Source organism: Capnocytophaga sp. oral taxon 336 str. F0502, from assembly GCF_000411575.1.
Taxonomy (GTDB): Bacteria; Bacteroidota; Bacteroidia; order Flavobacteriales; family Flavobacteriaceae; genus Capnocytophaga; species Capnocytophaga ochracea.
The window spans coordinates 322,408-347,636 of sequence record NZ_KE150491.1; the positions used below are offsets into that span (position 1 = coordinate 322,408).

Annotated in this window: 19 protein-coding genes and 1 pseudogene; 12 read left to right on the plus strand and 8 right to left on the minus strand. The window is 36.3% G+C overall.

The genetic code is table 11. The annotated features are described in order from the left end of the window. Positions 1–3,300, minus strand: coding sequence for a helicase-related protein (locus HMPREF1528_RS09400; RefSeq protein WP_016479559.1), 3,300 nt, complete (start codon positions 3,298–3,300; stop codon positions 1–3). A gap of 612 nt (positions 3,301–3,912) precedes the next feature. Between HMPREF1528_RS09400 and HMPREF1528_RS09405 the strand changes: the two genes are divergently transcribed. The 7 genes from HMPREF1528_RS09405 (at position 3,913) to HMPREF1528_RS09440 (ending at position 12,372) form a co-directional block, all read left to right on the plus strand. Next, positions 3,913–4,632 carry an ABC transporter permease subunit gene (locus tag HMPREF1528_RS09405; RefSeq protein ID WP_016479560.1) on the plus strand — a complete coding sequence of 240 codons (720 nt, stop codon included), beginning with the start codon at positions 3,913–3,915 and terminating at the stop codon, positions 4,630–4,632. Continuing rightward, positions 4,629–6,317, plus strand: coding sequence for a gliding motility-associated ABC transporter substrate-binding protein GldG (gene gldG, locus HMPREF1528_RS09410; protein ID WP_016479561.1), 1,689 nt, complete (start codon positions 4,629–4,631; stop codon positions 6,315–6,317). Before HMPREF1528_RS09405 ends, gldG begins: the two co-directional genes overlap by 4 nt. Position 6,318: 1 nt before the next feature. Further along, the gene (gene mnmA / locus HMPREF1528_RS09415; protein WP_016479562.1) at positions 6,319–7,512 is read left to right on the plus strand and encodes a tRNA 2-thiouridine(34) synthase MnmA; all 1,194 of its coding nucleotides are present in this window, start codon (positions 6,319–6,321) and stop codon (positions 7,510–7,512) included. Between the two features lie 66 nt (positions 7,513–7,578). Further along, complete coding sequence (locus HMPREF1528_RS09420) at positions 7,579–8,853, plus strand: glycosyltransferase family 4 protein (RefSeq protein WP_016479563.1); 1,275 nt, start codon at positions 7,579–7,581, stop codon at positions 8,851–8,853. Positions 8,854–9,210: 357 nt separating this feature from the next. Further along, the gene (locus HMPREF1528_RS09430) at positions 9,211–9,522 is read left to right on the plus strand and encodes a hypothetical protein (protein ID WP_002672015.1); all 312 of its coding nucleotides are present in this window, start codon (positions 9,211–9,213) and stop codon (positions 9,520–9,522) included. A 133-nt stretch (positions 9,523–9,655) separates the two neighbouring features. After that, a complete protein-coding gene (locus HMPREF1528_RS09435; protein WP_016479564.1) occupies positions 9,656–10,954 on the plus strand; it encodes a TolC family protein in 1,299 nt (432 codons plus the stop codon). A 191-nt stretch (positions 10,955–11,145) separates the two neighbouring features. Then, complete coding sequence (locus HMPREF1528_RS09440) at positions 11,146–12,372, plus strand: alpha/beta hydrolase (RefSeq protein ID WP_016479565.1); 1,227 nt, start codon at positions 11,146–11,148, stop codon at positions 12,370–12,372. A 106-nt stretch (positions 12,373–12,478) separates the two neighbouring features. Here the strand turns inward: HMPREF1528_RS09440 and HMPREF1528_RS09445 are convergent, their stop codons facing one another. Beyond that, complete coding sequence (locus tag HMPREF1528_RS09445) at positions 12,479–13,651, minus strand: alanine dehydrogenase (protein WP_016479566.1); 1,173 nt, start codon at positions 13,649–13,651, stop codon at positions 12,479–12,481. Beyond that, a complete protein-coding gene (gene dnaA / locus HMPREF1528_RS09450) occupies positions 13,651–15,072 on the minus strand; it encodes a chromosomal replication initiator protein DnaA (protein WP_016479567.1) in 1,422 nt (473 codons plus the stop codon). Before dnaA ends, HMPREF1528_RS09445 begins: the two co-directional genes overlap by 1 nt. Before the next feature lie 201 nt (positions 15,073–15,273). Between dnaA and HMPREF1528_RS09455 the strand changes: the two genes are divergently transcribed. Continuing rightward, positions 15,274–15,690, plus strand: a complete 417-nt coding sequence (locus HMPREF1528_RS09455; protein ID WP_009417733.1) for an acyl-CoA thioesterase — start codon at positions 15,274–15,276, stop codon at positions 15,688–15,690. Between the two features lie 97 nt (positions 15,691–15,787). On the opposite strand, the gene HMPREF1528_RS09460 is transcribed toward HMPREF1528_RS09455, so the two are convergent. Further along, positions 15,788–16,615 carry a purine-nucleoside phosphorylase gene (locus HMPREF1528_RS09460; RefSeq protein ID WP_016479568.1) on the minus strand — a complete coding sequence of 276 codons (828 nt, stop codon included), beginning with the start codon at positions 16,613–16,615 and terminating at the stop codon, positions 15,788–15,790. Positions 16,616–16,704: 89 nt separating this feature from the next. Beyond that, positions 16,705–17,520, minus strand: coding sequence for a M48 family metallopeptidase (locus HMPREF1528_RS09465; RefSeq protein ID WP_015782949.1), 816 nt, complete (start codon positions 17,518–17,520; stop codon positions 16,705–16,707). 948 nt (positions 17,521–18,468) lie between these two features. On the opposite strand from HMPREF1528_RS09465, the gene HMPREF1528_RS09470 reads away from it, so the two are divergent. The 3 genes from HMPREF1528_RS09470 to HMPREF1528_RS09480 are packed head-to-tail and all read left to right on the plus strand — an operon-like array spanning position 18,469 to position 21,140. After that, positions 18,469–19,728 carry a tetratricopeptide repeat protein gene (locus HMPREF1528_RS09470; protein WP_016479570.1) on the plus strand — a complete coding sequence of 420 codons (1,260 nt, stop codon included), beginning with the start codon at positions 18,469–18,471 and terminating at the stop codon, positions 19,726–19,728. 39 nt (positions 19,729–19,767) lie between these two features. Next, complete coding sequence (gene truA / locus HMPREF1528_RS09475; protein WP_016479571.1) at positions 19,768–20,556, plus strand: tRNA pseudouridine(38-40) synthase TruA; 789 nt, start codon at positions 19,768–19,770, stop codon at positions 20,554–20,556. 59 nt (positions 20,557–20,615) lie between these two features. Further along, positions 20,616–21,140 (plus strand): membrane protein, encoded by a 525-nt coding sequence (locus HMPREF1528_RS09480; protein ID WP_009421613.1) that lies wholly within the window; start codon positions 20,616–20,618, stop codon positions 21,138–21,140. A 56-nt stretch (positions 21,141–21,196) separates the two neighbouring features. On the opposite strand, the gene rsmG is transcribed toward HMPREF1528_RS09480, so the two are convergent. Continuing rightward, positions 21,197–21,814, minus strand: coding sequence for a 16S rRNA (guanine(527)-N(7))-methyltransferase RsmG (rsmG, locus tag HMPREF1528_RS09485; protein WP_016479572.1), 618 nt, complete (start codon positions 21,812–21,814; stop codon positions 21,197–21,199). 46 nt (positions 21,815–21,860) lie between these two features. Between rsmG and HMPREF1528_RS09490 the strand changes: the two genes are divergently transcribed. Beyond that, complete coding sequence (locus HMPREF1528_RS09490) at positions 21,861–22,826, plus strand: DUF4421 family protein (protein WP_016479573.1); 966 nt, start codon at positions 21,861–21,863, stop codon at positions 22,824–22,826. Here the strand turns inward: HMPREF1528_RS09490 and HMPREF1528_RS09495 are convergent. Further along, positions 22,774–23,930: pseudogene (locus HMPREF1528_RS09495) on the minus strand (class I SAM-dependent methyltransferase). The gene HMPREF1528_RS09490 and the pseudogene HMPREF1528_RS09495 overlap by 53 nt on opposite strands. A 31-nt stretch (positions 23,931–23,961) precedes the next feature. Continuing rightward, the gene (gene corA / locus HMPREF1528_RS09500; RefSeq protein ID WP_016479575.1) at positions 23,962–25,050 is read right to left on the minus strand and encodes a magnesium/cobalt transporter CorA; all 1,089 of its coding nucleotides are present in this window, start codon (positions 25,048–25,050) and stop codon (positions 23,962–23,964) included. Positions 25,051–25,229: the final 179 nt, after the last annotated feature.

Sequence of the window (25,229 nt, forward strand, 5' to 3'; positions counted from 1 at the left end):
CTATTTAATAAATGTTTCAGTGATTACTATTTCGGGTAATATATCCAATGCTTTTTCCTTATTATTTTTTATACTATCAAAAGATGATACTGCGTATTTATTAGCTAAATTCAGAATAAGTTGTTGTACATTTCCAAATGTTATTTTTTGTTTATCTAACTGCTGTCGTATCTTCTTTATATCAGTAGGTATATTTGTAAAAGTACCTTTGTCAATAAGTTTGATAAGCTGATCGCAAGCTATTTTTAGTTCTTCGTTATTTAAAGTTCCTTTTATATCACGTAAGAACTTTTTAGCTTGCATTGTATTTCCATCTGCTTTATCAGTCGGAGTTACAGTTTCAATATTAGCTTGTATAGTATCATTTTCAAACTTACTTTGTGCCAAATTTACATCTTTATAATGAGATGCTGGCACCTCAAAACCTTTCTCCGAAACAGTGGCTTCAAAGCGTTCGGCTGCTTCTAAAAAGTCAATACTTTCTATTTCTTCTTTTCCATTCACTCTATAAAATTCACTTTTATAAGGTGATTTCATAAAAATGATAGAACCATTTTTTACATCATCAAATGGAGTTTTTTCGTTTTCACGAGCTGTACGAGCTTTGAAAGGAATGTTAGAAATACGTTTAAATTCCTTAGGGTTATTATCCTTAAATTCACGGATAAAGCGTAGATAGTGCAAACGTTTGTCTTCTTCTCCTTCACCTCCTTCTTTGAAAAGTTCAAATTGTTCTACTAATTCTTCTTTAGAGAATACTTGTGCATCTTCTCCAAAAGCAGAATGGAAACCTTGCAGTTTGATATAGGCTTTTTTGTATAATTTTATTTCTTCATCACCTTGTGCTGAAGGGTAGAAAATAAAGTTATACACAATCCCTGCTTCACTTCCTATTCGGTTGATACGTCCAAGTCGTTGCATTAACTTAGTAGCATTCCAAGGAGTATCATAATTTAACAATACATTAGCACGATGCAAGTTAATACCCTCTGCAAGCACATCGGTAGTAATGAGTATTTGCAAATCATTTCTTCGCTCTTTTGTATAGTTAGCATCAAAGTTAGCTTGAATATCATCAAATATTTTACTTCTATTTTCTGAAGAAACTTTCAATATTTTGTTAGGAGCTATTTTAGTTGAAAGTTTTTCTGTTAAATAATCAGCTGTATCATTACTTTCAGTAAAAATAATTAACTGTTGTGAAGGATTCTTTTCTTTATCAAGTAAAGTACTATTTAAAATGCTAAATAACTTATCTATTTTAGGGTCATTCTTTATCTTTTGCCATTTTTCAAAAAGCGTTTTCAGTGAATTTGCATCTTTTTTTAAACCTTCTAAGAGTACAGGATCAAAATCATCAGCCGAAAAGATATTATTTCTTGCGTTTTTTGCATTTTTCTGAAGGATTATTTCTTCTATTTCCTCTTCTGAAAAACCTTTTTCATATAAAGTGTTGATATTCAAGTCAGGCGCAATATAAACTCTATCATTTTCAAACATTTCAATCATCCGTTGGGTTGATTTTAATAAGTTCTCTAATGTTTTCTTAAACGCTACAAAACTACTTTCCAAACGCTTCACCATTAAAGTTTTCATAATACCCGCTAACGATTGAGATACTAATTCAGCTTTTTCATAGTATTCTTCTTGTATCTCTTTGTTCAAAAAGCGAATAGCCTGATAACGATAATAACCTATTTTATCATCATCTGTTAAGTTAAATATTGTTTCATAAAACAGCTTACCAAGAGAGGTGTCTAACTGATATTCTATGGTTTGTAAAGGTGCTATTTCAGGGAAAATAATACCCTGTTCTTTTAAATCATCTAAATATTTAGGATATTTCTTAAGGTCTTTCCGTGTTCTGCGCACTGTAATTTCAGCAATTACTTTTTCACGAATTTGCTTATAGATATTCCTTACTTTTCCCATATCAGGAGTGGTAGTATTCATAATATCTTTGTATTCACGAATCAATGGAGCAAAGAAGTTTTGCAAATTATTTACTTTTTCCAAAGTACTTGTACGAATATCTTGGAATAGTTGTACTTGATAATAAAGATCTTCCGGACGATTATTAAGAGGGGTTGCTGAAATAAGTATTACTTTTTTCTTATTTCCCTCTATAAGTCCTTCAGCTTTTCGTGGGGTTTTACAAATTCGTTGTAAGTAATCAAAGCCTTGCGATCTATGATTGCGATATTTATGCGCTTCATCTACTAAAATTAAATCATATTCATCTATTTCCCAATAGTTATCCAAATCCTTTTGATCTACTATTTTATTAAGACTACCATTGGTAATAAACTTAGTATTCTTATCTAACTTAAAAAGTTTAAAAGTTTGCTTCCAGTTCTTTTCTACTGCTGGAGGAGTAACTACTAATATTTTAGTTTGTGCAAAACCATTAGCTATACAAAAACGATTAGCTATCATCGAGGCTATAACTGTTTTTCCTAATCCAACTACATCAGCTAAGAAAAAACCATTATGTTTTTGTAGCATGTCAAATCCTTGGTTTACAGCATCTATTTGATAACTTAACTTTTTGTAGGTTGAAGGTAAGTCGCCCACTGTATTAGGGTCGTAATCTATATTTTTTCCAAAATACTCTATAAGTAGTTTTATAAATATTTCAAAAGGAGTAAACGCTTGTCCAATATAAGTTTTCTTAATTAGTCCGTCTACATCAGCAGGAAGTAATACATCAGAGTCTTCCCATAGTTTATCAAACTCTTTTTTTGCAAATTCTACATCATCAAAATCCTTTAAAGCTATATTCAATTCATAGTTAGGAGCTTTTTTACTACCAATACCTGCATCAGTAAGGTTAGAAGAGCCCATTACTACCCAACCATCAGTATATTCACTATGTTCTTTTGGTAAAATAATATAGAATTTAGCGTGAATAGATTGACTATTGTGTACCCTTACTTCAATGCGCTTATCTACAATATCTTGAATAAACTGCAAGATACTTTCTTCTACTTCTTTAGAGTATTGAGCTTCTTTTACATCCTCAATAAACCACTTTTCAAACTCTTGTTTAGTTTTGTCCGAATTTTTAAAGTAGAGAATTCCTCTTTTTTGAGCATCAGCTATAAGAGTATCTACATTGATACCAACTAATATCTTAACTTCTTCTACTTCTTTTAGCATTTCGCGCATTTTGAAGTAGCCTGAAGAACGAAAATAAGCTGAAACAGCTTTAAAAGCTGCTGGTTTCATTGCTTTAATAATCCCTTCAAACTTCTTAAATAAGGTATTTCCTCCTGTATTAGTAAAAAACTTTGAACTCATATAATATGATTTTTACATCAATTTATTACATTTTCTGAAATCAGGCGCAAATATACCACAAAAACCCCAAACAGCCTAATAAAATACCGCTTTTTTTGCCAGCACTCTAAGACTGGTTTTTGACTTCTTTGAAAGATATGCAATAAATCGTTTTTTTTATTGAAAATAATGCAATATCCAAAAAGGGTAGGGGAGAGGGATTCCAAAAATAAAAAATATTACTAATAAAACAATAATTAATTATAACAACCTTTTTTAGAACGTGACAATGACCTATATCTGTTACTGAGAAAACTATAAAATAATAGTTTTGTAGAAAAAGATAACTGCTATAATGTATTTTTTTCAATGTTTTTTAACTTTTCACTTTTATTATTTTATTAAGTGGAAAAAGAAAGAAAGTAAGGTAAAAGAAAACAAAATAAGCATTACATTTTTCACAATAAGAAACCAATACTCTTGAAAATATGATAATTGTTACTAACTTTTATTGCCCCCTATAGTGGTAGTATCATATTATTTTTGTATTTTTGCACGCTGAAAAATCACTAAGAATAAAGATTATTGTTAAAGACTTTTTAAATCTCAAACTCTTACCTCTTAACTATAAAAATGTACGCACTATTCAAAAAAGAAATCCGTTATTTCTTCACTTCGCTCATTGGTTTTACTATCATTGGGCTCTTTATCGTGCTTAACGGCTTGTTCCTATGGGTCTTTAAAACAGATTACAACATTTTCAATGCTGGTTTCGCCGATATGTTGCCTTTTTTTAGGCTTTCGTCTTGGGTTTTCGTCTTTTTAGTACCCGCTCTTACGATGAGAAGCATCTCAGAAGAGAAAAAAAGCGGTATGTTAGTTCTTTTGTTCACCAAACCAGTCAGCACCCTGCAAATGGTGCTCGGCAAGTACTTGGGTATTCTCTTCTTACTTTTTGTAATCCTTTTACCGTCAGCCCTGTACGTCTATATGGTATGGGTATTGGGCAACCCCATAGGCAACTTAGATATAGCAGGTACCGTGGGTTCTTACATTGCCTTGTTTTTGCTGGTAGCCACTTTTGCAGCAGTGGGCTTATGGGCGTCGTCTATAAGTAGTAACCAAATCATTTCCTTTGTGTTAGCTGCCTTTCTGTGCTTCTTTTTCTTCTTTGGTATCGACCAGCTTATTGCCTTTGTAACCTCCGAAGATTTTGGTGGGGTAGGCTTCCAAACGCATTTCGATGCTATCAGTAGGGGAGTGCTCGACACCCGAAATATCGTGTATTTCCTCTCTATCATCTCATTTTTCATATATCTCACTACCTTATCACTCAAAGCCTATAAACGATGAAAAAACTCTTTCAAAACTCTATTAGCAAGGTAGTTATAGCCTTAGTATGTCTCCTTGCAGTCAATTATATCGCCAAACAATGGCACACGCGGATAGACCTCACCCAAGACAAACGTTATACGCTTTCAGAGGTGAGCAAGAAAACGCTTGCTAAAATACAGAATCCTATCGTGATTGATGTGTTGCTCAAAGGCAATATACCTACCGAATTTAAGAAATTACAGACTGAAACAATTCAGTTATTAGACGAGTATGCTGCTGCAAATAACAACATTATCGTCAATTTTGTAAACCCATTAGAAGGAGAGGAGCACCCCGAAAGTGTGATTCAGGAACTGATAAATAATGGCTATCAGCCCTTGCAAATCACTCAAAATGAAGCAGGAAAATCTTCTATTGAGTATATTTTCCCTTGGGCAGTCATTAGCGATGGCAAGAAGAGTGAGCGCGTTCGTCTCTTTATGAACAAACTCGGCTCTACCGACCAAGAGCAGGTACAGAACTCAGTACAGAAATTGGAATACAATTTTACCGATGCGCTCTATAAGTTTGCCTTAGATAAAAAGAAGAAAATCGCAGTACTCAGAAGTAACGGTGCGCTGGAAGATATCTATATGGCCGACTTCCTCAAAACAGCGCGCGAATACTACTTTATAGCACCTTTCACCCTCGATTCAGTGGCTACCAACCCCGAGAAGACTCTACACGACCTCGAAAAATTCGATTTACTACTCGTGCCTAAGCCTACTGAGCCTTTCACCGATGCCCAAAAGCAGGTCGTAGACCAGTATATAATGAATGGCGGTCGTGCTCTATGGCTGATTGACAATGTAGCGGTTTCCTTAGAAGATATGTACAAAACAGGTGGAATGACAATGGCAATGCCCGTCAATCTAAACCTTACTGATATGTTTTTCCAATATGGTTTCCGTATCAATTACACTTTGGTAAACGATTTGTACTTTTCTGAAATCATTGTAGCCACAGGCGATGGCTCTCAAACACGTTATATGCCTATTCCTTGGGTGTATAATCCGCTGGTGCTTTCAGGTAATAATCACCTTATCAACAATCATTTAGATGCAGTGAGGTTTCAGTTTGCCAATAGCATCGATACACTGAAAAACGGTGTGAAGAAAACAGTTCTTCTCGCTAGTTCGCCTTTCTCAAAAGCTGATGGCACTCCACGTGAAATTAACTTGCGTATTGACCCCAATAACCAGAATAAAGAAGCCTACAAACACGGAAATATTCCATTAGCAGTGCTTTTGGAAGGTGAGTTTAACTCAGTTTATAAAGACCGTATTCGTCCCATAAACCTCAAAGAAAAAGCCGAAAGAAGCAAACCTACTAAAATGCTTGTAGTAGCCGATGGCGATATTATCAAAAACGATATAGAAAGCAAAAATAATATTCCCTTAGAACTCGGATTTGATAAATGGACAAACAAATATTATGATAATAAAGCCTTTTTGCAGAACGCTTTAAATTATCTTTTAGACGATACTGAGTTTTTGAGTTTGCGTAATAAGAAAGTACAATTGGCTTTCTTAGATAAGGAAAAAGTAGCCGAAAGTGCCAGCAGTTGGCAAGTAAAAGTATTTGTGTATCCATTATTGCTTTTGATATTGGTAATGCTTTTGGTATTATATTTTTACAAAAAGAAGAACCTAAAGAAAGGATAAAATGAAAAGAGTAGTAGTAGGACTTAGCGGAGGGGTAGACAGTAGTGTAGCAGCCTATTTGTTAAAAGAACAAGGCTATGAAGTGATAGGCATTTTTATGAAGAATTGGCACGATGATTCGGTTACTATTTCAGATGAATGTCCTTGGTTAGAAGATAGTAACGATGCGCTTTTAGTAGCGGAAAAGCTCGGTATTCCATTCCAAACAGTGGATATGAGTGAACCCTACAAAGCCCGTATTGTCGATTATATGTTCAATGAATACGAACACGGCAGAACGCCCAATCCCGATGTGTTGTGTAATCGAGAAATCAAGTTTGATGTCTTTATGAAGCTCGCCCTTAGTTTAGGTGCCGATTACGTAGCAACGGGACACTATTGTCGCAAAGAAGAAATAGAGATAAACGGTGAAAAAATCTACCGGTTACTATCGGGGAAAGATGAAAATAAAGACCAATCGTATTTCCTATGTCAGCTTTCACAAGACCAACTTAGTAAAGTACTTTTCCCTATTGGAGAATTGCAGAAATCGGAAGTGAGATCCATTGCCAAAGCCCAAGATTTGATAACCGCTGATAAAAAAGATTCTCAGGGACTTTGCTTTGTAGGAAAAGTGCGTTTACCCGAGTTCCTACAACAAAAACTACAACCCAAACAAGGCGATATTATTGAAATCTCCAATGATTGGAAAGGATATACTGACTTTGATATGCCACGCACTTTTGAAACTTATCAAAGCGAATTGGAGTATTTATCACAACGTTTCGTTTATCGCCCCGAAGACGGTAAAAAAGTAGGTATCCATCAAGGGGCTCATTATTTTACTAAAGGGCAACGCAAGGGCTTAAATGTGGGAGGAACCAAAGAACCTTTGTTCATCATAGAAACTGATATCGAGAAGAATATCATCTATACAGGACAAGGACACACTCATCGCGGATTGTTCCGCAGTGCTTTGTTTATCGCAACCCCTGATGAACATTGGATTCGTGAAGATTTGGCATTAAAAGTATATGAATTGAAAGAGTTTATGGTACGTATACGCTATCGTCAGCCATTACAGAAAGCAGTTTTATACAAAGTGAAAAATGGTTTATATATTCATTTTTCAGAACCTCAAAGTGCTGTTACTGAGGGACAATTTGCTGCCTGGTACAACGGAGATGAATTAGTGGGTAGTGGTGTTATTTCATAGAAAAAGACACCTATTGTAAAATGGTTATAATGTATATTATGTCAAATAACAGATAGGGAAAAAGATATGAGAAAGGTACTTATCATCACCTATTATTGGGCGCCTGCTGGCGGACCTGGTGTACAACGTTGGTTAAAATTCGTAAAATATTTACGAGATTTTAATATAGAACCTATTGTATATATTCCTGAAAACCCAACTTATCCTATCACTGACAATGAAATAGGAAACGATTTGCCTACTGATATACAAATTATCAAACATCCTATATGGGAACCTTATGCTTGGGCTTCGTTATTCTCTAAAAAGAAAACCCAAAAAATTAGTTCGGGTATCATTCCGCGTAAAAAAGTTTCTATTTTAGATAAAGTATTACTTTGGATACGTGGTAATTTCTTCATTCCCGATGCTCGCAAATTCTGGGTAAAACCTTCTGTAAAGTATCTGAATAAGTTTATGAAAGAAAACCAGATAGAAACTATTATCACCACTTCGCCTCCTCACAGCGTACACCTTATAGGTTATGAATTAAAGAAACAAATTCCTCACCTCAAATGGATTAGCGATTTCCGCGACCCGTGGACAACTATTGGTTATTACAAAGATTTACGTCTTACCAAATGGGCAGATAAACGTCAGCATTATTGGGAAAAAGAAGTGTTACAACAATCAGACTTGGTGATTACAACCAGTTTCAAGACGCAAAAAGACTTTCAGCAGCTTACCAATACTCCTATTGAGGTGATTACCAATGGTTACGATGAGGAAAAAACAATCACCCCTCCCCTATCCAATAAATTCCTTATTTCGCACATAGGTTCTTTATTATCAGATAGAAACCCCAAAATGCTGTGGAAAATATTAGCCGAATTAGTACGTGAGGAACCTCATTTTGCCGAAGATTTCACACTTTGTTTTGCAGGCAAAGTAAGTGAAGAAATCGAAGAAGATATTCGTCATAACGGACTTACACCTTATTATATTAATAAAGGTTATATTAGCCATCAAGAAGCTATTGGTTTGCAAAAGCAATCGCAAGTATTATTGCTCATCGAAATAGATTCCGAAGAAACACAAGGTATTATTCCGGGTAAACTGTTTGAATATATGATTTCGGGGCGACCTATTCTCGCCATAGGACCTCATAACTGGGATGTTACACCTATTCTCACTGAAACACAAACAGGTACTTTTGTGAGATATACCGATGCCTCTCAAATGAAAGCCAAAATAGTAGAGTTCTATCATCAATTCCAACATAAAGCACTTAAAACTAACCCCAAAGAAGTAGAACAATACAGCCGTAAAGCCCTTACTCAGCGGTTAGCTCAACTGATATGAAAAGTTTTCTTATTTATCACATTTTTTTTCTATTAATGAAAGATTTTCTACGATAAATAATCTTTTTCTTTTGTTTATTAAAAAATAATACATACCTTTGCAGAGAAATCTCAAAAGGTACTTTTTCTGCTTCTTTTATAAAAGAAGAGAAAACTATCTGGGGAAAACAATTTTCTATATAGAGAATTAAAAAATATATCTCAATAAAACGATTTTTCATATAGAAAACCAAAAAAACTATCTCGGGAAAATGATTTACTATGTTGGGAACTGAAAAAACTATCTTAGTAAAACGATTTTCTATCTAGGAAACAAATAAAACAAGTAATTATTTCATAAAATTTAATTGACAATCTTATGGCAAAGAAAACTTATTCAACCAATTTAGTCGAATCACAAGTGATGATTGACGGATTAAAAGGTCGTAATGACAAGTTGCCTTTGGGCGTGAAAGCCGAAGACATTACCAAGCTTGAAGAACTCCGCAAGAAGATGGAAACGCTCAACAGCGAACAAGAAAAGCTCAAAGCCGATCTCAAAACTAAGACTCAAGAGCTTAGTAAAACTATTACCGAAATAGAAAGTAAAGTATCTTTCATTAAAAAACTCATAAAAATTGATATTCCCCAAACACAATGGAAAGAATTTGGAATTGAGGACAAACGGTAAAAAGAAATACCTTGTTAGGCAGTGTGTCCCAACAAGGTATTTTTTGTTAATGATAAATAGTTAAGAACGAATTACTTTGTATATATAATAATTCGGAAACTATACATAAAATCAACTTATTGAATAGAACAAAATGATGAAAAAGTTATTTTTTTTACTTTGTTTACTGCCTTTTTCAGTAGTAGCACAAAAACTGTGGACATTAAGCGACTGTATTCAGTATGCCAAAGAAAATAACCTATCTATTAAACAATCGGAAATAGATTTAAAAGCCACAGATATTGATAAAATGCAAGCCAAAGCAGGTTTCTTGCCCTCGGTGAATGGCAATGCATCTTATAACTTAAATGAGGGAAAAAATATCAATCCTGTAACCAATCAGTTTGAAAATGCTTTCTTTCAATCGGCATCAGGAAAAGTAAGCGTAGACCTTACTCTTTTTGCAGGACTACAAAATTGGCGCAAGTTACATCAGGCGGAACTTAATCGTATAGCTTCTCAATATCAGTTAGATAAAATGAAAGACGATATAGTACTGATGATTATCAATGCCTATGCTGAAGTGTTGAGCAATAAAGAACAAATCAAGAATTTGAAAGCACAGTTAGAAATTTCAAAGGAAAGTTTAACGCGTACCCGTGAACTTATTGGTACAGGTTCTTTACCCAAAGGAGATATTTATGAAGCCGAAGCACAACTGCTCACACAAGAACAGCAAATAATAGCTACCGAAAACGCTCTCTTTATTGCCAAAATGGGTTTGGCACAATTACTTTTGTTAAAAAACTATCGAGATTTTGATATTGCAGATAGTGCTTTTGAGCAACCTTCTGCTGATATTCTCAATAAAACTCCTGAAGAGATTTATGAGCGTGCCAAAGAGGTAATGAGCGATGTAAAATTAGCCGAAGCAAATATGCAAGTAGCTCAAAATAATTTGCGTTTATCACAATCGGCTTATTCACCACGTCTTTCTGCTCAATGGGGTTATAGTTCACAATGGAGTAAGAAGCAAGCGCAAGATTTTTGGCAACAGCTTGATGCGAATAAAGGTATGTATGCAGGGTTATCGCTTAATATTCCTATTTTTAACGGATTTTCAACTTTAGGAACTGTAAAACGTCAGCGATTAAATTTTCTAAAAAGTCAATTTGCTAAAGAACAAGCAGAACTTACTTCTGAGAAGAACATTTATCAAGCCTATAATGATGCTTCGAATGCTAAAAAGCTATATGAAGCGAGTGAAAAGACGGTACAAGCAAAACAACAGGCGTTTAGTTATGCGCAAGAGCGTCATAATGTAGGTTTAATGAATACTTTTGATTTTAGTCAAGCTAAGTATCAGTATGAGAATGCTCAAAACGATTTTGTTAAAGCTAAATATCAATATATTTTTAAGTTAAAAGTATTAGAATATTATTTTAGTCATTAATACAAGGTCGATGGTTTTTTGTACAACTTTGGTACTTTCGAACAAGCCTTATTAAAGATTATCTCAGATAAAGTACAAGCTTTAACTTTGTTGTTTACCTAAATATCTGACAATTGGAAAGGTGTAATCAAAGATGCTCGCAACGCTAAGTACAAAAGTCATAAAAAGTAAAATTACTAATTTATCTATATATGAAAAAATGCATACTATTCAGTGCTATAACCTTATTTGTTGTAGGGCTACAAGCACAAAACAAATTCAAAGTAACGCCTGATGAGGCACGTAATGGTTCGTATACTATTAGTCCTACTTTACCTAAGGACGGAATGGTAAAAGCAGGCACGGTTCTTACACTCAAAGCAACTCCTGCCACTGGCTATATTTTTGATAGTGGCTATTACTCTTTACCAGAACAGTGGGGAGCTATGTTTTATGAACAATCTACACCTGAGTTCAAAGTGAAAGTAAACAAAGATATGAATGTAGGAGCTTGTTTTATACCTAAAAAAGCGGAAGCTAATCTGAAAGTAGTGCAAGATATTGTTTATGCTAAACCGGGAGTAAAACCGCTGAAATACGATGTATATAGTCCTAAAGGTAAGCAAAACCTACCTTGTATCGTAATTATTCACGGAGGAGGCTGGAGCTCCAATACTGAATCGGTGATGAGAGGTTTGGCACGCGAACTAGCAAACAGTGGCAGATATGTGGTTTTCAACATTGATTATCGCTGGATAGACAAACTTGACGGAGATAGTACTCCTACTCAATTGCATCAAATTATAGAAGATGTGTATGGGGCTTTGTTACACATTGCTGAAAACGCTGCTAAATACGGAGGCGATAGCAGTAAATTACTTCTTACGGGCGATAGTGCGGGAGGACATTTATCGGCTTCAGCAGCAAATTTTGTAGAACGCATAGGCGATAGAGGTTTTGGTAAAACGCAAGGTGTTTACGAATTTATGCCTACCTATATGCCTAAAGGGAAAACTGTGGCACAAGTGCGTAATGAGTTGGCTAAAGCTATCAAAGCTGCTGCACCCAGCTATGGAGTATTTCGTCCTGAAATGCTTACCCATCGCTTTAAAGACTATCCTTATTTAAACGAAATTGCACCTATCAACAGTATTCCAGAGGCTTCTAAAAGAGCAGTACCCCAATTGTTGTTTAGAGGTTCAGAAGATGAACTTATAAAAGATGAAGAGGTTAAAGCTTACGAACATGCCCTTTCCAAAGCCGGTCAGAGGGTGGAGTATATACAAGTAGGAGGTGCCAATCACGCTTTCTTCGATTGGAAACCCGATACTAAAACACAAGCAACTTTCAACAAATACGGCAAATACCACGCTCACGAAATGTTGTTGTTCTTTGATTCAGTGTTAGAAGGTCTTGACAAAACAGAAAATACAAATTAGAAAATAGAAAAAGGAAATTAGAAATAATAGCAAAATGTCCGAGAAGTTAACTCTATAACTTCTCGGACATTTTATTATCAAAGTATTAAGAAAACTTATTCTGTGTCTATAAAAACAATAAATGTAAAGGTTTGTAAGAAAATCCGAACCACTCGGAGATGTTGTGATGAGTAATGATTCCGTGATAAGAATAGAGTCCGTTTCTAAAACCTTTGTCTATTTGTAAAAGGTTTTCTACACCTCCCTCCTCTCCTATTTTTAGTAAGTAAGGTAATAGGATATTGCTGAGCAAAGTTGAAGCTGTATGAGCATAACGGGAAGGTAAATTAGGCACTCCACAATGTACTACTTCGTATTTTGTAAAGGTAAGTTGTTCTAAAGTGGTAAGCTGACTGGTTTCTACACAGCCTCCTATCCCAATACTAGCATCTACTATCACAGCACCACGCTTCATCTGTTGTACCATCTCTTCGGTCACTACTATGGGCGAGCGACATTCTCCACTCATAGCTCCTATAAGCACGTGGCAATGTGTTAAGGCTTCTCCGAGCAACTGAGGTTGCAAAGTAGCGGTATATACTGAGGAGGGCAAATGTGTACGCAGTTTTCTCAAATCGGTGAGAGAAGGAGCAAATATCTTTACATTAGCGCCCAATCCTAAGGCAGTTTTGGCAGCGGCTTTGGTGAGTTCATTTGTACCCAAAAGTACTACCTCAGTAGGCGGTATTCCGGTAATATTGCCGAGCAAGAGTCGGTTTTCTTCTGCAAGCAGTTCAGAGGCGGTGAGTACAGCTGCGATACCTGTGAGCTCATCAACCGACTGCTGTATAGGGTGATTTTCTGCTTCGTCCTTTATATATTCAAAAGCTAAGGCAGTGATTTGCTTTTGTGCAAGCGTCTCGAAGTAAGTTTTATCTTGTGTGTTAAGTTGTAAAGCCGACAACAATACAGATTGAGCATTAAAGTAAGCGAGTTCATCAGTAGTGGGAGGTTGAACTTTTAACACAATAGGACACGCGAATATTTCTTGGGTATCGTATACTATTTCGGCACCTGCCTCACTATAGTCAGTATCGGAAAAATGAGCCTCCTCCCCTGCCCCAGCCTCTATTAGTATTTGATGTCCGTTAGCTACTAATACCGCTACTTCATCGGGAGTTAAGCAAATGCGATGCTCCTGAAAGGTGTGCTCTTTGGGAAGCCCTATTTTCAAAGATTTTTGTTCATTGCTTACCGCTAATCGTTCTTCTTGTGGTAATAGTTGAGATAAGGATTCCATCAGTCAGAGAATTTAGTTTCCAAATCACTTACATATTTCTTGAATGCACGGTCGGTTTCTATTAGATTTTCCACCGTTTTACAAGCGTGTAGCACCGTAGCGTGGTCGCGTTGTCCTATTTGGCTTCCAATAGTAGAAAGCGAATTTTTGGTGTATTTCTTCGAGAAAAACATCGCCAACTGTCGTGCTTGAACCACATTACGCTTTCTAGTTTTTGAATGCAAGGATTCTATATCTAAGCCAAAGTAATCGGCGATGATTTGCTGAATATGGTCAATCGTCAAATCGTTTCGATTATTTTTCACCGATTTATCAATGATGCTTTGTGCGAGTTCTATAGAGTACTCTTTGCGGTTGAAAGCTGCTTGTGCAATCAGCGAATTACTCACTCCTTCGAGTTCGCGTACATTGGTACGAATATTTTCAGCTAAATAAGCGATGATATCGTCGCCTATTTCAGCACCATCATTATAGAATTTATTTTCTAATATCTTATAGCGCGTTTCATAATCGGGCGTTTGGAGTTCGGCTGAAAGCCCCCATTTAAAGCGAGAGAGCAAGCGCTGTTCGATATCGAACAAATCGACTGGTGCTTTATCGGAAGTGAGGATTACCTGTTTTCCATTTTGGTGCAGGTGATTGAAGATGTGAAAGAAAGCATCTTGGGTTTTTACCTTCCCTGATAAGAACTGAATATCATCGACTATCAGCACATCGATGAGCTGATAGAAGTGTATAAAGTCGTTAAGTGTATTCTTATCTTTATCTTTGGCTGTGGAAGCACTGATAAACTGTTGAGTGAACTTTTCGGCAGAGACGTATAGCACTTTCTTTTTAGGGTATTTTTCTTTGATATCTACCCCTATTGCGTGTGCCAAGTGGGTCTTACCTAAGCCTACTCCTCCGAAGATAAACAGCGGATTGAAAGCCGTACCCCCAGGTTTGTTGGCAACTGCCATACCTGCAGAGCGCGCTAAACGATTGGAAGCCCCCTCCACAAAGTTGTCGAAGTTCTGATGTAAGTTCAGCTGAGGATCAACAGTTATTTCGCGAATACCTGGTATTACGAAAGGATTTTTAAGTCCAGGGTCTTTGGTTTCAGTAGCTAAAGTCAAAGTCTGTTTTGCTAATTCCGGCCGATTAGTACTAGGAAGTTGTTCTTTAGTAAGAGGAGTATCGACAATATATACGAGGCGAGAGTTTACACCTAAGGTAAAAGTCATAGCTGATTTGAGAAGAGAAATATAATTTTCTTCTAACCACTCGCAAAAGAATTTACTGGGCACTTTGATTTTTAGGGTGTTGCCCTCTAATTCTACAGGTACGATAGGAGCGAACCAAGTGTTAAATGGTTGCTCAGTGATATTGTCTTTTATGAATTCAAGACACCTACTCCAGACTTTTTCAGCTGCTTCTTTCATCTTTTTTAGTGCTACTTTTTAGCTAAAAATTTGATTATTAGATTTTTTTACTAATTTTGCCGGTGATAAAACTGTTGTTTTTTCAGTGAGCAAAGTTGTGAATAATTTTTGAATAAAAAAAATATTTAACATTTGTTTTTGTACTTTTATTTTATATGGGAGCACTGTTAATGTTTTGTTAATATTTATATCTATCTAAATATGAAAGAATTATATTTTGATTATGTACTGCGTACGCGCTATGCAGAAACTGACCAAATGGGGGTAGTGTACTACGGAAATTATCCTCAGTATCTTGAACTGGGAAGAGTGGAGTGGCTAAGGTCTATTGGCTTTACCTATAAGGCGATGGAAGAAGAAGGAATAATGATGCCTGTGGTATCTCTACAAATTCAGTATAAAAAGCCTGCTTTGTATGACGAGCTCATCACCATTCGTACCAAGTTAAAAGAATTACCCTCTACAAAAATAGAGTTTGACTATGAAATTCTCAATGAAAAAGGAGAATTACTCTCTACGGCTAATACGGTATTGGTGTTTGTAGATGCGAGGACTTTCAGACCGGTGCGTTGTCCTGAGAAGGTGCTAAAGCTTATAAAAGCAAAAAGTGAAGAGTAAGGAGTGAAAAGTGAATAATTTGGTAATTTAACTTTGCCAAAGGTTGTAGCGCAACAAGCTATTGAAACTTTGGCAAAGTTTATACCACAACTAAAAACTATTGATAGCTTTTAATCAAATTCTTCACCAATAATATCACGTTTGGCATTGCGATATTAGCGGCGTTGAGTACTTCTTCGTGTGATACGTCGGGGGAGATGTCAGGACCACCTAAGTCGGTGATGACTGAAAGAGCACACACTTCCATATTCTGATGACGTGCTACAATTACTTCGGGCACGGTACTCATACCTACTGCATCACCTCCTAAAATACGCACCATACCATATTCGGCTGGGGTTTCAAAAGAAGGACCTTGCAAACCTACATATACTCCTTTTTGCAGCTTGATTTTATATTTCTTAGCTATCTTTTCGAGCTCGGTTATCATCGCTTGGCTATAAGGCTTGCTCATATCAGGGAAGCGCGCACCAAATAGGTCTAAGTTCTTACCGCGTAGAGGGTGCTCAGGAAATAAATTGATATGGTCGCGAATAACCATTACATCACCTATTGAAAAGTTAGGGTTCACTCCTCCTGAAGCGTTAGAAACAATCAGACGTTTAATACCTAATTGCGCAAAAACGCGTATTGGGAAGGTTACTTCTTGCATTGTATATCCTTCGTAATAATGCACACGCCCTGCCATCATTAGCACATAGCGGTTTTCTATTTTACCGTAAATCAGTTTACCTTTGTGCCCTTCTACAGTAGATTTAGGGAAGTTAGGGATATTGTTGTATTTAATCTCAGAAATTACTTCTACTTCATCTTCTAACTTATTGAGTCCAGAACCTAAAATAATAGCAAATTCAGGAGTGTGCTCTGTGATGTACGACTGTATGATGCGAGCCGTTTCATTAATTTTATCGTAAACTTGTTGCATATCTTTATAATGTTTTATTTGTTACCTATATTGGTGTGAATAATACTAAAATAAGGGGGAATCGTAGCGATGCTTATCATATCTTTTAGTTATTGAAAATGGGTGACTCCAAACTTAGCAGCTTCAGCACGTGCTTTGGGTACTAAGGCAGTGAGGTTTTTGATACGAGAGGCATCAGAAGGGTGGGTGCTTAAAATAGTAGGTGTAGATTTACCATTATTCTTGGCACTCATACGTTTCCACAATTCAGGAGCTTCAGCGGGGTCATAACCAGCAATTGCCATAATCTGGATACCTATGGCATCGGCTTCTGTTTCGTTGGAACGACTAAAGGGTAACATTACTCCTAAATTAGACCCTAAGCCGTAAGCGAGCATAAACTGGTCGGTATAAGCAGCGTATTTGCTAGTTTGCAAGGCTACTGAACCTGCAATAGCACCTATTTGTTGTAAGGTAGCAGCACTCATACGTTGTGCTCCGTGGTCGGCTAAAGCGTGAGCCACCTCGTGCCCCATTACCACTGCCAAACCTGTTTCGGATTGTGTAATAGGTAAAATTCCCGTATAAACCACAATCTTCCCCCCTGGCATACACCAAGCGTTCACCTCGGGACTATCTACCAAGTTATATTCCCAACGATAATCATCTAAATAGCCTTTATAACCATTGGTATCGAGCCATAGTTTGGCAGCTTTAGCTATGCGTTCGCCTACGCGTTTCACCATAGCGGCATCGTTTGTATTTTTCACTACCTTATTAGATTTTAAAAAGGTGGAATACTCACTAAAAGCCATCGGAAATACCTGACTATTAGGCATAAAGTTAAGGGTACTCTTTCCTGTAAAAGGGTTTGTCTTACAAGAAAAGACAATTAAAAGGAATGCGATTAAAGTTAATTTCTTCATAAGATTTTATTTGAGGGCAAAGATACGAATAATAATCGGAAATACAATAGTAATACTTTATAAATTTTATTGTTAATGAAAAACAATAATATAATAGGTGAAAAGTATTCTTTTTACAGTGAGACTACGTGCCAGAAATTGAACAAATTGGTTTCAAAATTAAAAGAGAATTAAGGATATGCCTTGTGAAATGATTATTTTAAGACTTCAACTTTGCCAAAGTTTAAACTTTAGCAAAGTGTATACCGCAAAGGAGACTAGTAATTAGTATTGTAAATATATAGGACTCACATTAATATTATAGGTGAAAAGTATTCTTTTTACAGTGAGACTACGTGCCAGAAATTAAACAAAATTGATTTTAAAATCAAAAGAGAATGAAGGTTGATTAATGTAAGCACTATATGACTTTGGAGAAGCTGAGAAAAAAATGCTAAAATTTCTAAAATAGAGCATATTTTTTTAAAATAAGACAACAAAATTCTTTTTCATCTTTTAGCGAATTAAAAATAATAATTGTTTGTATATCAGTTAGATATAAAATATACCTATCTTACCTTTTAGATGTATCTTAACCGAAGGAAGAGCGAAGGTAAGACGAACCTAAGACGAAGGAAAGACGAAGGAAGGAGGTTACTAAGTTGAATCTCAATTAGTAGAAAGAGGTATTTACGTTATTGAGAAAAAAATCATAAAAACGTGATTTTGGCGAAAAAAATGCAATTTTTAGTGTGAGTAACTTTTGAGGAACGTTTATGAGAATTGAAAATAGAGAGATATAACTTTCGAGGAACTTCAACGGACTAATTGTCAGAAGTATGCGGTTGGCACAAGTTTTGTTGCTAAATAAAAAGTTGATAATATTTGGTGCTTTAAAAATAAAGTGCTACATTTGCGACTTCAAATTAGTATATAAAACAAAAAACTGCGTTAAAATTGCAAAACAATATGAGAAAACCATTATTAATGGCTGCTGCCTTACTGATTTCGGCAGTGGCGTTCGGACAAAAAAAAGAACTCAAAGAGATTGAAAAACAAATCCGTAAAGGAGATTTAACAACTGCCAAAAGCGGATTAAGTTCCATTAAAGGTTCTATTGAGGGTACTGAATTTGCACCTCAGTTCTATTTCTTGGAAGCACAAGTGAATGTGGAGGCTGCTAAGAAAAATGAAAATGTATTGCCTTCGTTGCAAGCGGCTTCTTCAGCTTTTGCCAAAGTAAGACAATTAGAAGGAGGTAAAGGCAAATACACAAACCAGTTGCAAACTTTGGCTGATGAGGCTATTAATATTGCAGCTAAGCAAGCACAAGACAATTACGAGCGTAAAAACTACAAGAATGCTTCGGTTGCTTTTGAACAAGTATACCGTCTCAGTCCGCGTGATACTGTATTTTTGTACAATGCGGCAGTAGTATCGGTTGAAAATAAAGATTATGACAACGCTGTGAAACTTTATAAAGAGTTGAAAGACTTAGGTTATGACGGTGCTGAAACACTTTATTTGGCTACTAATAAGCAAACTAAAAAAGAGGAAACTTTCCCTGATAAAAACCAGCGTGATTTGATGGTAAAAGCAGGTACTCACGAAAAAGCTAGAAATGAAAAAACGCCTTCAAAACGTGCTGATATCGTGAAAAATATTGCCTTTATTTACGTAGAGCAAAACAAGACTGATGAGGCGCTAAAAGCTTTTGCTGAAGCAAGAAAAGCTTATCCTAAAGATGCTAACATCATTCTTGCAGAAGCGAATGTTTACTTGCAATTAGACAATAAAGAAAAATTTAAACAACTAATGCAAGAAGCTGCACAGCTTGACCCTAATAATGCTGACCTTCACTACAATATTGGGGTTATCAATATGCAACAAGGTAACAATATAGAGGCTCGTAAAGCTTTTGAACAAGCCCTTAAAATTAAGCCTAAATATGCTGATGCTACTTTGAACCTTTCGACTACTTACATTAATGAAGGTAATGCTTTGGTTGAGCAAATGAATTCATTAGGCAATTCGGCTGCTGATACTAAGAAATTCAATGAACTTAGAGACCAAAAAGAAGCTTTGTTTAAAAAAGCTGCTGAAGTATTAGAAAGCTACGTGAAAGCTAATGGCAACGATAAAAATATCTTGGAACAACTAAAGAGCATTTATGGAGCTTTGAGCGACAGTGCTAACTTCCAACGTGTTAAAAAACTATTGGGTGAATAATAATTTAGTATAAGATGTTCGTTAAAAGGTAACAGAGTTATGCTCTGTTACCTTTTACTTTTTATAAAGATAAAAATGCGTTATTTTATAGAACTTTCTTTCTTTGGTAAAAACTATTACGGTTGGCAATTCCAGCCCAAAGCTATTTCAGTGCAAGAAGTTTTACAGAAGGCTCTTTCTACTCTTTTGCGAACGCCTATAGAAGTTGTGGGAGCAGGTCGTACTGATAGTGGTGTGCACGCTTCGCAGATGTATGCTCACTTTGATGTGACAGAAGCGTTGCCCGCTAATCTGGTTCACAAGTTAAATGCTTTTCTTCCAAAAGATATAGCTGTTCATCATATATATGAAGTACAGCCTAATGCCCACGCCCGTTTTGACGCTTTGAAACGCACTTATCAGTACCATATTAGCACTCAGAAAGATGCTTTTGCTTACGATTATGCGATGGCATTTACTCTTCCGTTAAATGTAGCGCTTATGAATGAAGCGGCTCAAATACTTTTTGATTATACTGATTTTCAGTGCTTCTCTAAAACACATACCGATGTAAAGACATATAATTGCAAAATATACGAAGCGCATTGGGATAAGGTGGAGAACCAACTCATTTTTACTATTACTGCCGACCGTTTCTTGCGCAATATGGTACGGGCGATTGTAGGAACACTTATAGATGTAGGCTTACAGAAACTTTCGCTTACAGATTTTGAAAATATTATCCTCAGTAAGAAACGCAGTAAAGCAGGAGCATCGGTTCCCGCTTGTGGGTTATATCTCACTCATATAGAATACCCCGAAAGTCTCTTTGTTGAAAAAAAGGATTAAATATTAGCATTATTCAAGAAGAATTACTACCTTTGCAAACTTTTAAAACAAAAACAGAAATGAAATATTTACAGAACAAATATTTAAAGATAGTTATAGCCGTGCTTATCATAGCGTGGGCGGTATATCAGTTCACACAAGGGAATATAGGAAATGGTATAGCGCTTATTTTGCTTTCTCTTATTCCTATTTTACTCTATTTTCGGAACGAATTTATACTTCTCACATTCTTACGTTTGCGCAAGCAAGACTTTGCAGGAATGGAAAAATGGCTCGGCAAAATAGCAGACCCTCAGACAGCTTTACTCCGCAAACAACAAGGCTATTACAACTATATGTACGGTATTATCTACTCGCAAAAGAACCTTACTCAAGCAGAAAAATACTTTCGTAAAGCCCTACAATTGGGACTTACGATGAGTTATGACGTAGCGATGGCAAAATTGAGTTTGGCAGGTATTATGATGCAAAAGCGGAAAAAACGCGAAGCACAGGAGCTCCTTACTGAGGCTAAAAAGCTAGATAAGCAAAACTTGATGAGCGACCAAATAAAGATGATGCAACAACAACTCAAGAAAATTTAAATCATAAAAAAGGCTGTCGTTTTAGACAGCCTTTTTTATGATTTGGTTCTAATATTTTACCCCTTTAAATACACTATTTTCTTAGTCTCGAAGAAAGGTTCATCGTAATAACTACTGATATCAGTCAGTTCTGCCTTAGGGAAAGGTGCTAACTCCTCAGTAAGGTCACCGCCTTTTAAGTAAAGAATACCATTAGGGAGGTCGTTTTTAGAAGTCTTCTTGAACTTTCCTTTTACCCAAGGCACAAAGTCCTTCATTTGAGTAACAGCACGACTTACCACAAAGTCGTAAGTATCTTTTAGTTCTTCGGCTCTTATCTGCATAGCCGTTACATTGGTTAGTCTTAAAGCTTTTACTACTTCTTGTACTACTTTTATTTTCTTTCCGATAGAATCGACCAATGTAAACTGACAGTTAGGAAACATTATAGCCAAAGGTATGCCAGGAAAGCCTCCACCAGTACCGACATCTAATAGTACTGTGCCATCAACGAACTGAATGCGCTTAGCAATAGCCAAACTATGCAACGCGTGTCGCTCGTAGAAATCGTCTATATCTTTGCGAGAGATGACGTTTATTTGAGCATTCCACTTTTCGTACAGCGGTTTGAGCTCTGCAAATTGTTGTTGTTGCAACTCACTAAGTGAGGGAAAGTATTTGAGTATGATTTTCATAGTTGCTAAAAATGTATTACTTTTGCACCCGTCTTTATATATTATAATGAATTTACGAGCCTTATTATTGATTTTTTTGTGGGGAGGTTGCCTTTCGTTCTTTGCACAAGAGCGCGATACTACCTACATTCAACCTTATCCGCAAGAAATATGGCTCAGAGCATATACTCCTACCAAAATGCTCATACTTACGCAAGGGAAAGAGGCTTATTCACCCAACTATCCATTTAGTTTAGGAGTTGGAATAGGTTTGCGAAAGATATTGGGGCTTAACGTACTTTATGCACAGAACTTATTCCGACTAAAAAATGAAACAAATCTAAAAACTCGCAGTATTGATATACAAGCACATAAATACGGTAAACGCATACTTATAGATGCTTATTATCAAGACTATACAGGATTTTATATCGATAGAGGTAAAGGGAACTATACCCTCTTCCCTACCCTTTCTACCCAGCAAATAGGTGTAGAAAGCACTTACGTATGGCGTGCAGACAAGTTCTCGGCACGAGCTGCCTTTGAGCAAAGCGAACTCCAAGTGAAATCGGCAGGAAGTTTGCTTTTTGGCAGTGGTTTCTATTGGCATCGCATAGAGCCTGATGCTAACACAGAGAATGTGAGTAGCGAGGCTTTTGAGAATTTCCAAATAGGTTTTCACGTGGGCTATGGCTATTCGTGGGTAGCTGGCAAACACTGGTTACTTACAGGGGCGTTTATTGGTGGACTGAATTTTGGTAACCAAATGGACATACTGCAACAGCTGAATATTAAGGTTTATCCTACTTCTGTGACGCGCTTTTCGTTTGTATATCTGAAAGATGATTGGACTGTAGCCTTATCGGGAATTTTTAATAACAAGTCAGTTTATCCTACAGATAGCAAACCTATTCGCTTGATTACTCCCAGTGTACAACTATCGTTTACTAAGCATTTTTACCTCAAAAGGAAAAACTTTCTCACTCGATTACCTTCCCTAAAAGTACGACCAACCCCTCAACGGAACGGGTAAAGATAAGATATTCATTACCACCTTCCACGATATGGTATTTCTTTTTAATTTCTGCTACCGATAACGGATAGTTTTTAGAGAGAATACAATATTTACTACCTTTTTTTAACTCTTTAGGATTGATAGGAGTTACCTGCAAAACACGTCCGGCAAAGGGCTTTTTTAGCCGCTCGGAAGTGTATAGATGGGTATTTACGTCCAACTTCTCTACCTCAAAATACTGCGTTATATAATTAAAAGCTCCTGATTTCAACAAAGCATTATTAGGAATATACAAGTACTTTTTAGGCGCACTATACACCACTTGAGAACTATGCAACACTTCTTCTGCAAATTGCAAAATAGGCTCTTCAGTCTCCAAATTCGCACAATGTATTTGTACTTGCGTTTCTTTTTTAGGTTCTTGTACTGTACTACCAATACCTCCTTTACTTCATTGCGCAAAGCTACCAAATGAATATGTGTTATCTTGGGTAGCGTATGCAACAGATAACTAATGTCTATCATAGGTGATAGTTTGGTAAGCACTTTATCTGCTTTTTGCAATAGTACAGACTGTAACTCTAAGATATTAGGTGAGAGGTCTTCTAAGAGAAACTTCTTTTGTTTGAGAGCGTCTCTACGAGCAGGATCGAGATAAATAAGGTTGTAATGTGTAGTTGTAGCTTTCAAAAAAGCTTCTGCGCTTCCATTTATAAATGTGGCCTTGCGTCCTAGAACCTGCCAATTATGCTCTACTTTGCTCAGAAGTTCCTTATTTTGTTCTATCAACATAACTTCTTTAAACTTCTCTGAAAGAAAAAAAGCATCAATACCGAACCCACAAGTAAGATCTAAAAAACGTTCTCCGTGCAAGCTTTGTGCCTTGTACTGAGCGGTTGCCTCTGAGGAGGTTTGCTCTAAATTAAGTGTTGGAGGGAACAATATACCTTCCGTAGTAAGCAAAAAAGGAAGTTTTTTAGCTGCTGTACGCCTGCCTTCAATCTGTTGTGCTAATTCTTTGTTAGAAATGCCATTGAATACAGGTTTCTTGAGGAGCAATGTTGTAGTTGTCCCCTCGTATTCCCTGATAAAGCGTTGTACATTCTCGTCTAACAAATTCATAGCGCGCAAAGATAGTGCATTTTTACAAAAATCAAAGCCATTTTTTGCGTTTGAAGTAGAAAATCATTGTTACTGAAATACCTATCATCACCAACCATACTAACGGATATGCCCACCATACTTCTAATTCAGGCATATACTTGAAATTCATACCGTATACCCCCACAATAAAAGTGAGCGGAATAAATATAGTAGAAATAAGGGTGAGCAAGCGCATAATGTTGTTCATTTTGTTACTCATTGCCCCCATATAGGTATCCGTAAGTCCCCAAAGGATATCGCGGTAGGTGCTTAGAGTCTCTACAATTTGGACCGTGTGGTCGTGTAGGTCACGGAAATAATGCTTAGTATCGATGTCGATAAGATGATGAGGGGTTTTCTCTATCTTGTTTACTACCTCACGCGAGGGCGTAATTGATTTCTGCAAAAAGATAGCACTCTTTCTCAGCAACTGGATTTCGGAAATCATATCTTCACGAGGATGAATAATAATATCATCTTCAATGGTTTCAATCTTATCGCTTACTTTATCCAAAATTACAAAATAGTTGTCTACAATAGCATCTAAGAGTCCGAATAGCAAATAGTCAGCGGGGCGTTTGCGTAGACTGCTATCGGCGTTTTGCAAACGTTTGCGTACGGGGTCAAACACGTCTTCGTCTTCACTTTCTTGAAAAGTGATGAGGTAATTTTTGCCTAATAATAATGCTAAGTGCTCTGAAATGAGTTGCTTATCTTTGCCGTAGTACAGCATTTTGATTATCACTAAAATATGGTCGTCGAGGATTTCTACTTTAGGTCGGTGTTCGGTATCGAGTACGTCTTCCAAAAATAGGTTATCTAAATGAGTATAAGCACCTAACTTTTTTACTTCCTCAATATTGTTTAAGCCGTTTACATTCACCCACGTGATACGGCTATCGATTATAAATTTAAGGGCTTCCTCAGCCGAAGAGACTTTCTTTACCTCACAAGAATGCTCGTTATAGGCAAAGACTTCTATATTGAGAGGCTTCTCTTTATTACCGAAATACACCAGACTACCGGCAGGCAAACCTACCTTTTTGGAGCGATTTGCCTTGCGTTTCCTCCTGGTAGTAGAGACTATATTTTTACTCATATATAATTATTGTATTAAAATATTGGTTATTAATATTTTATTAAAACATTTTAAAGCTAAAGTATAAGTATCATAACAAAAACGAAAGCGTTAGTAAGTGTAATAAATGCCTGTTGCTTTTGTTTAAATTGGTGCTTAATATACTGATTATTAGATTGTTTTTACATTTATATACATAT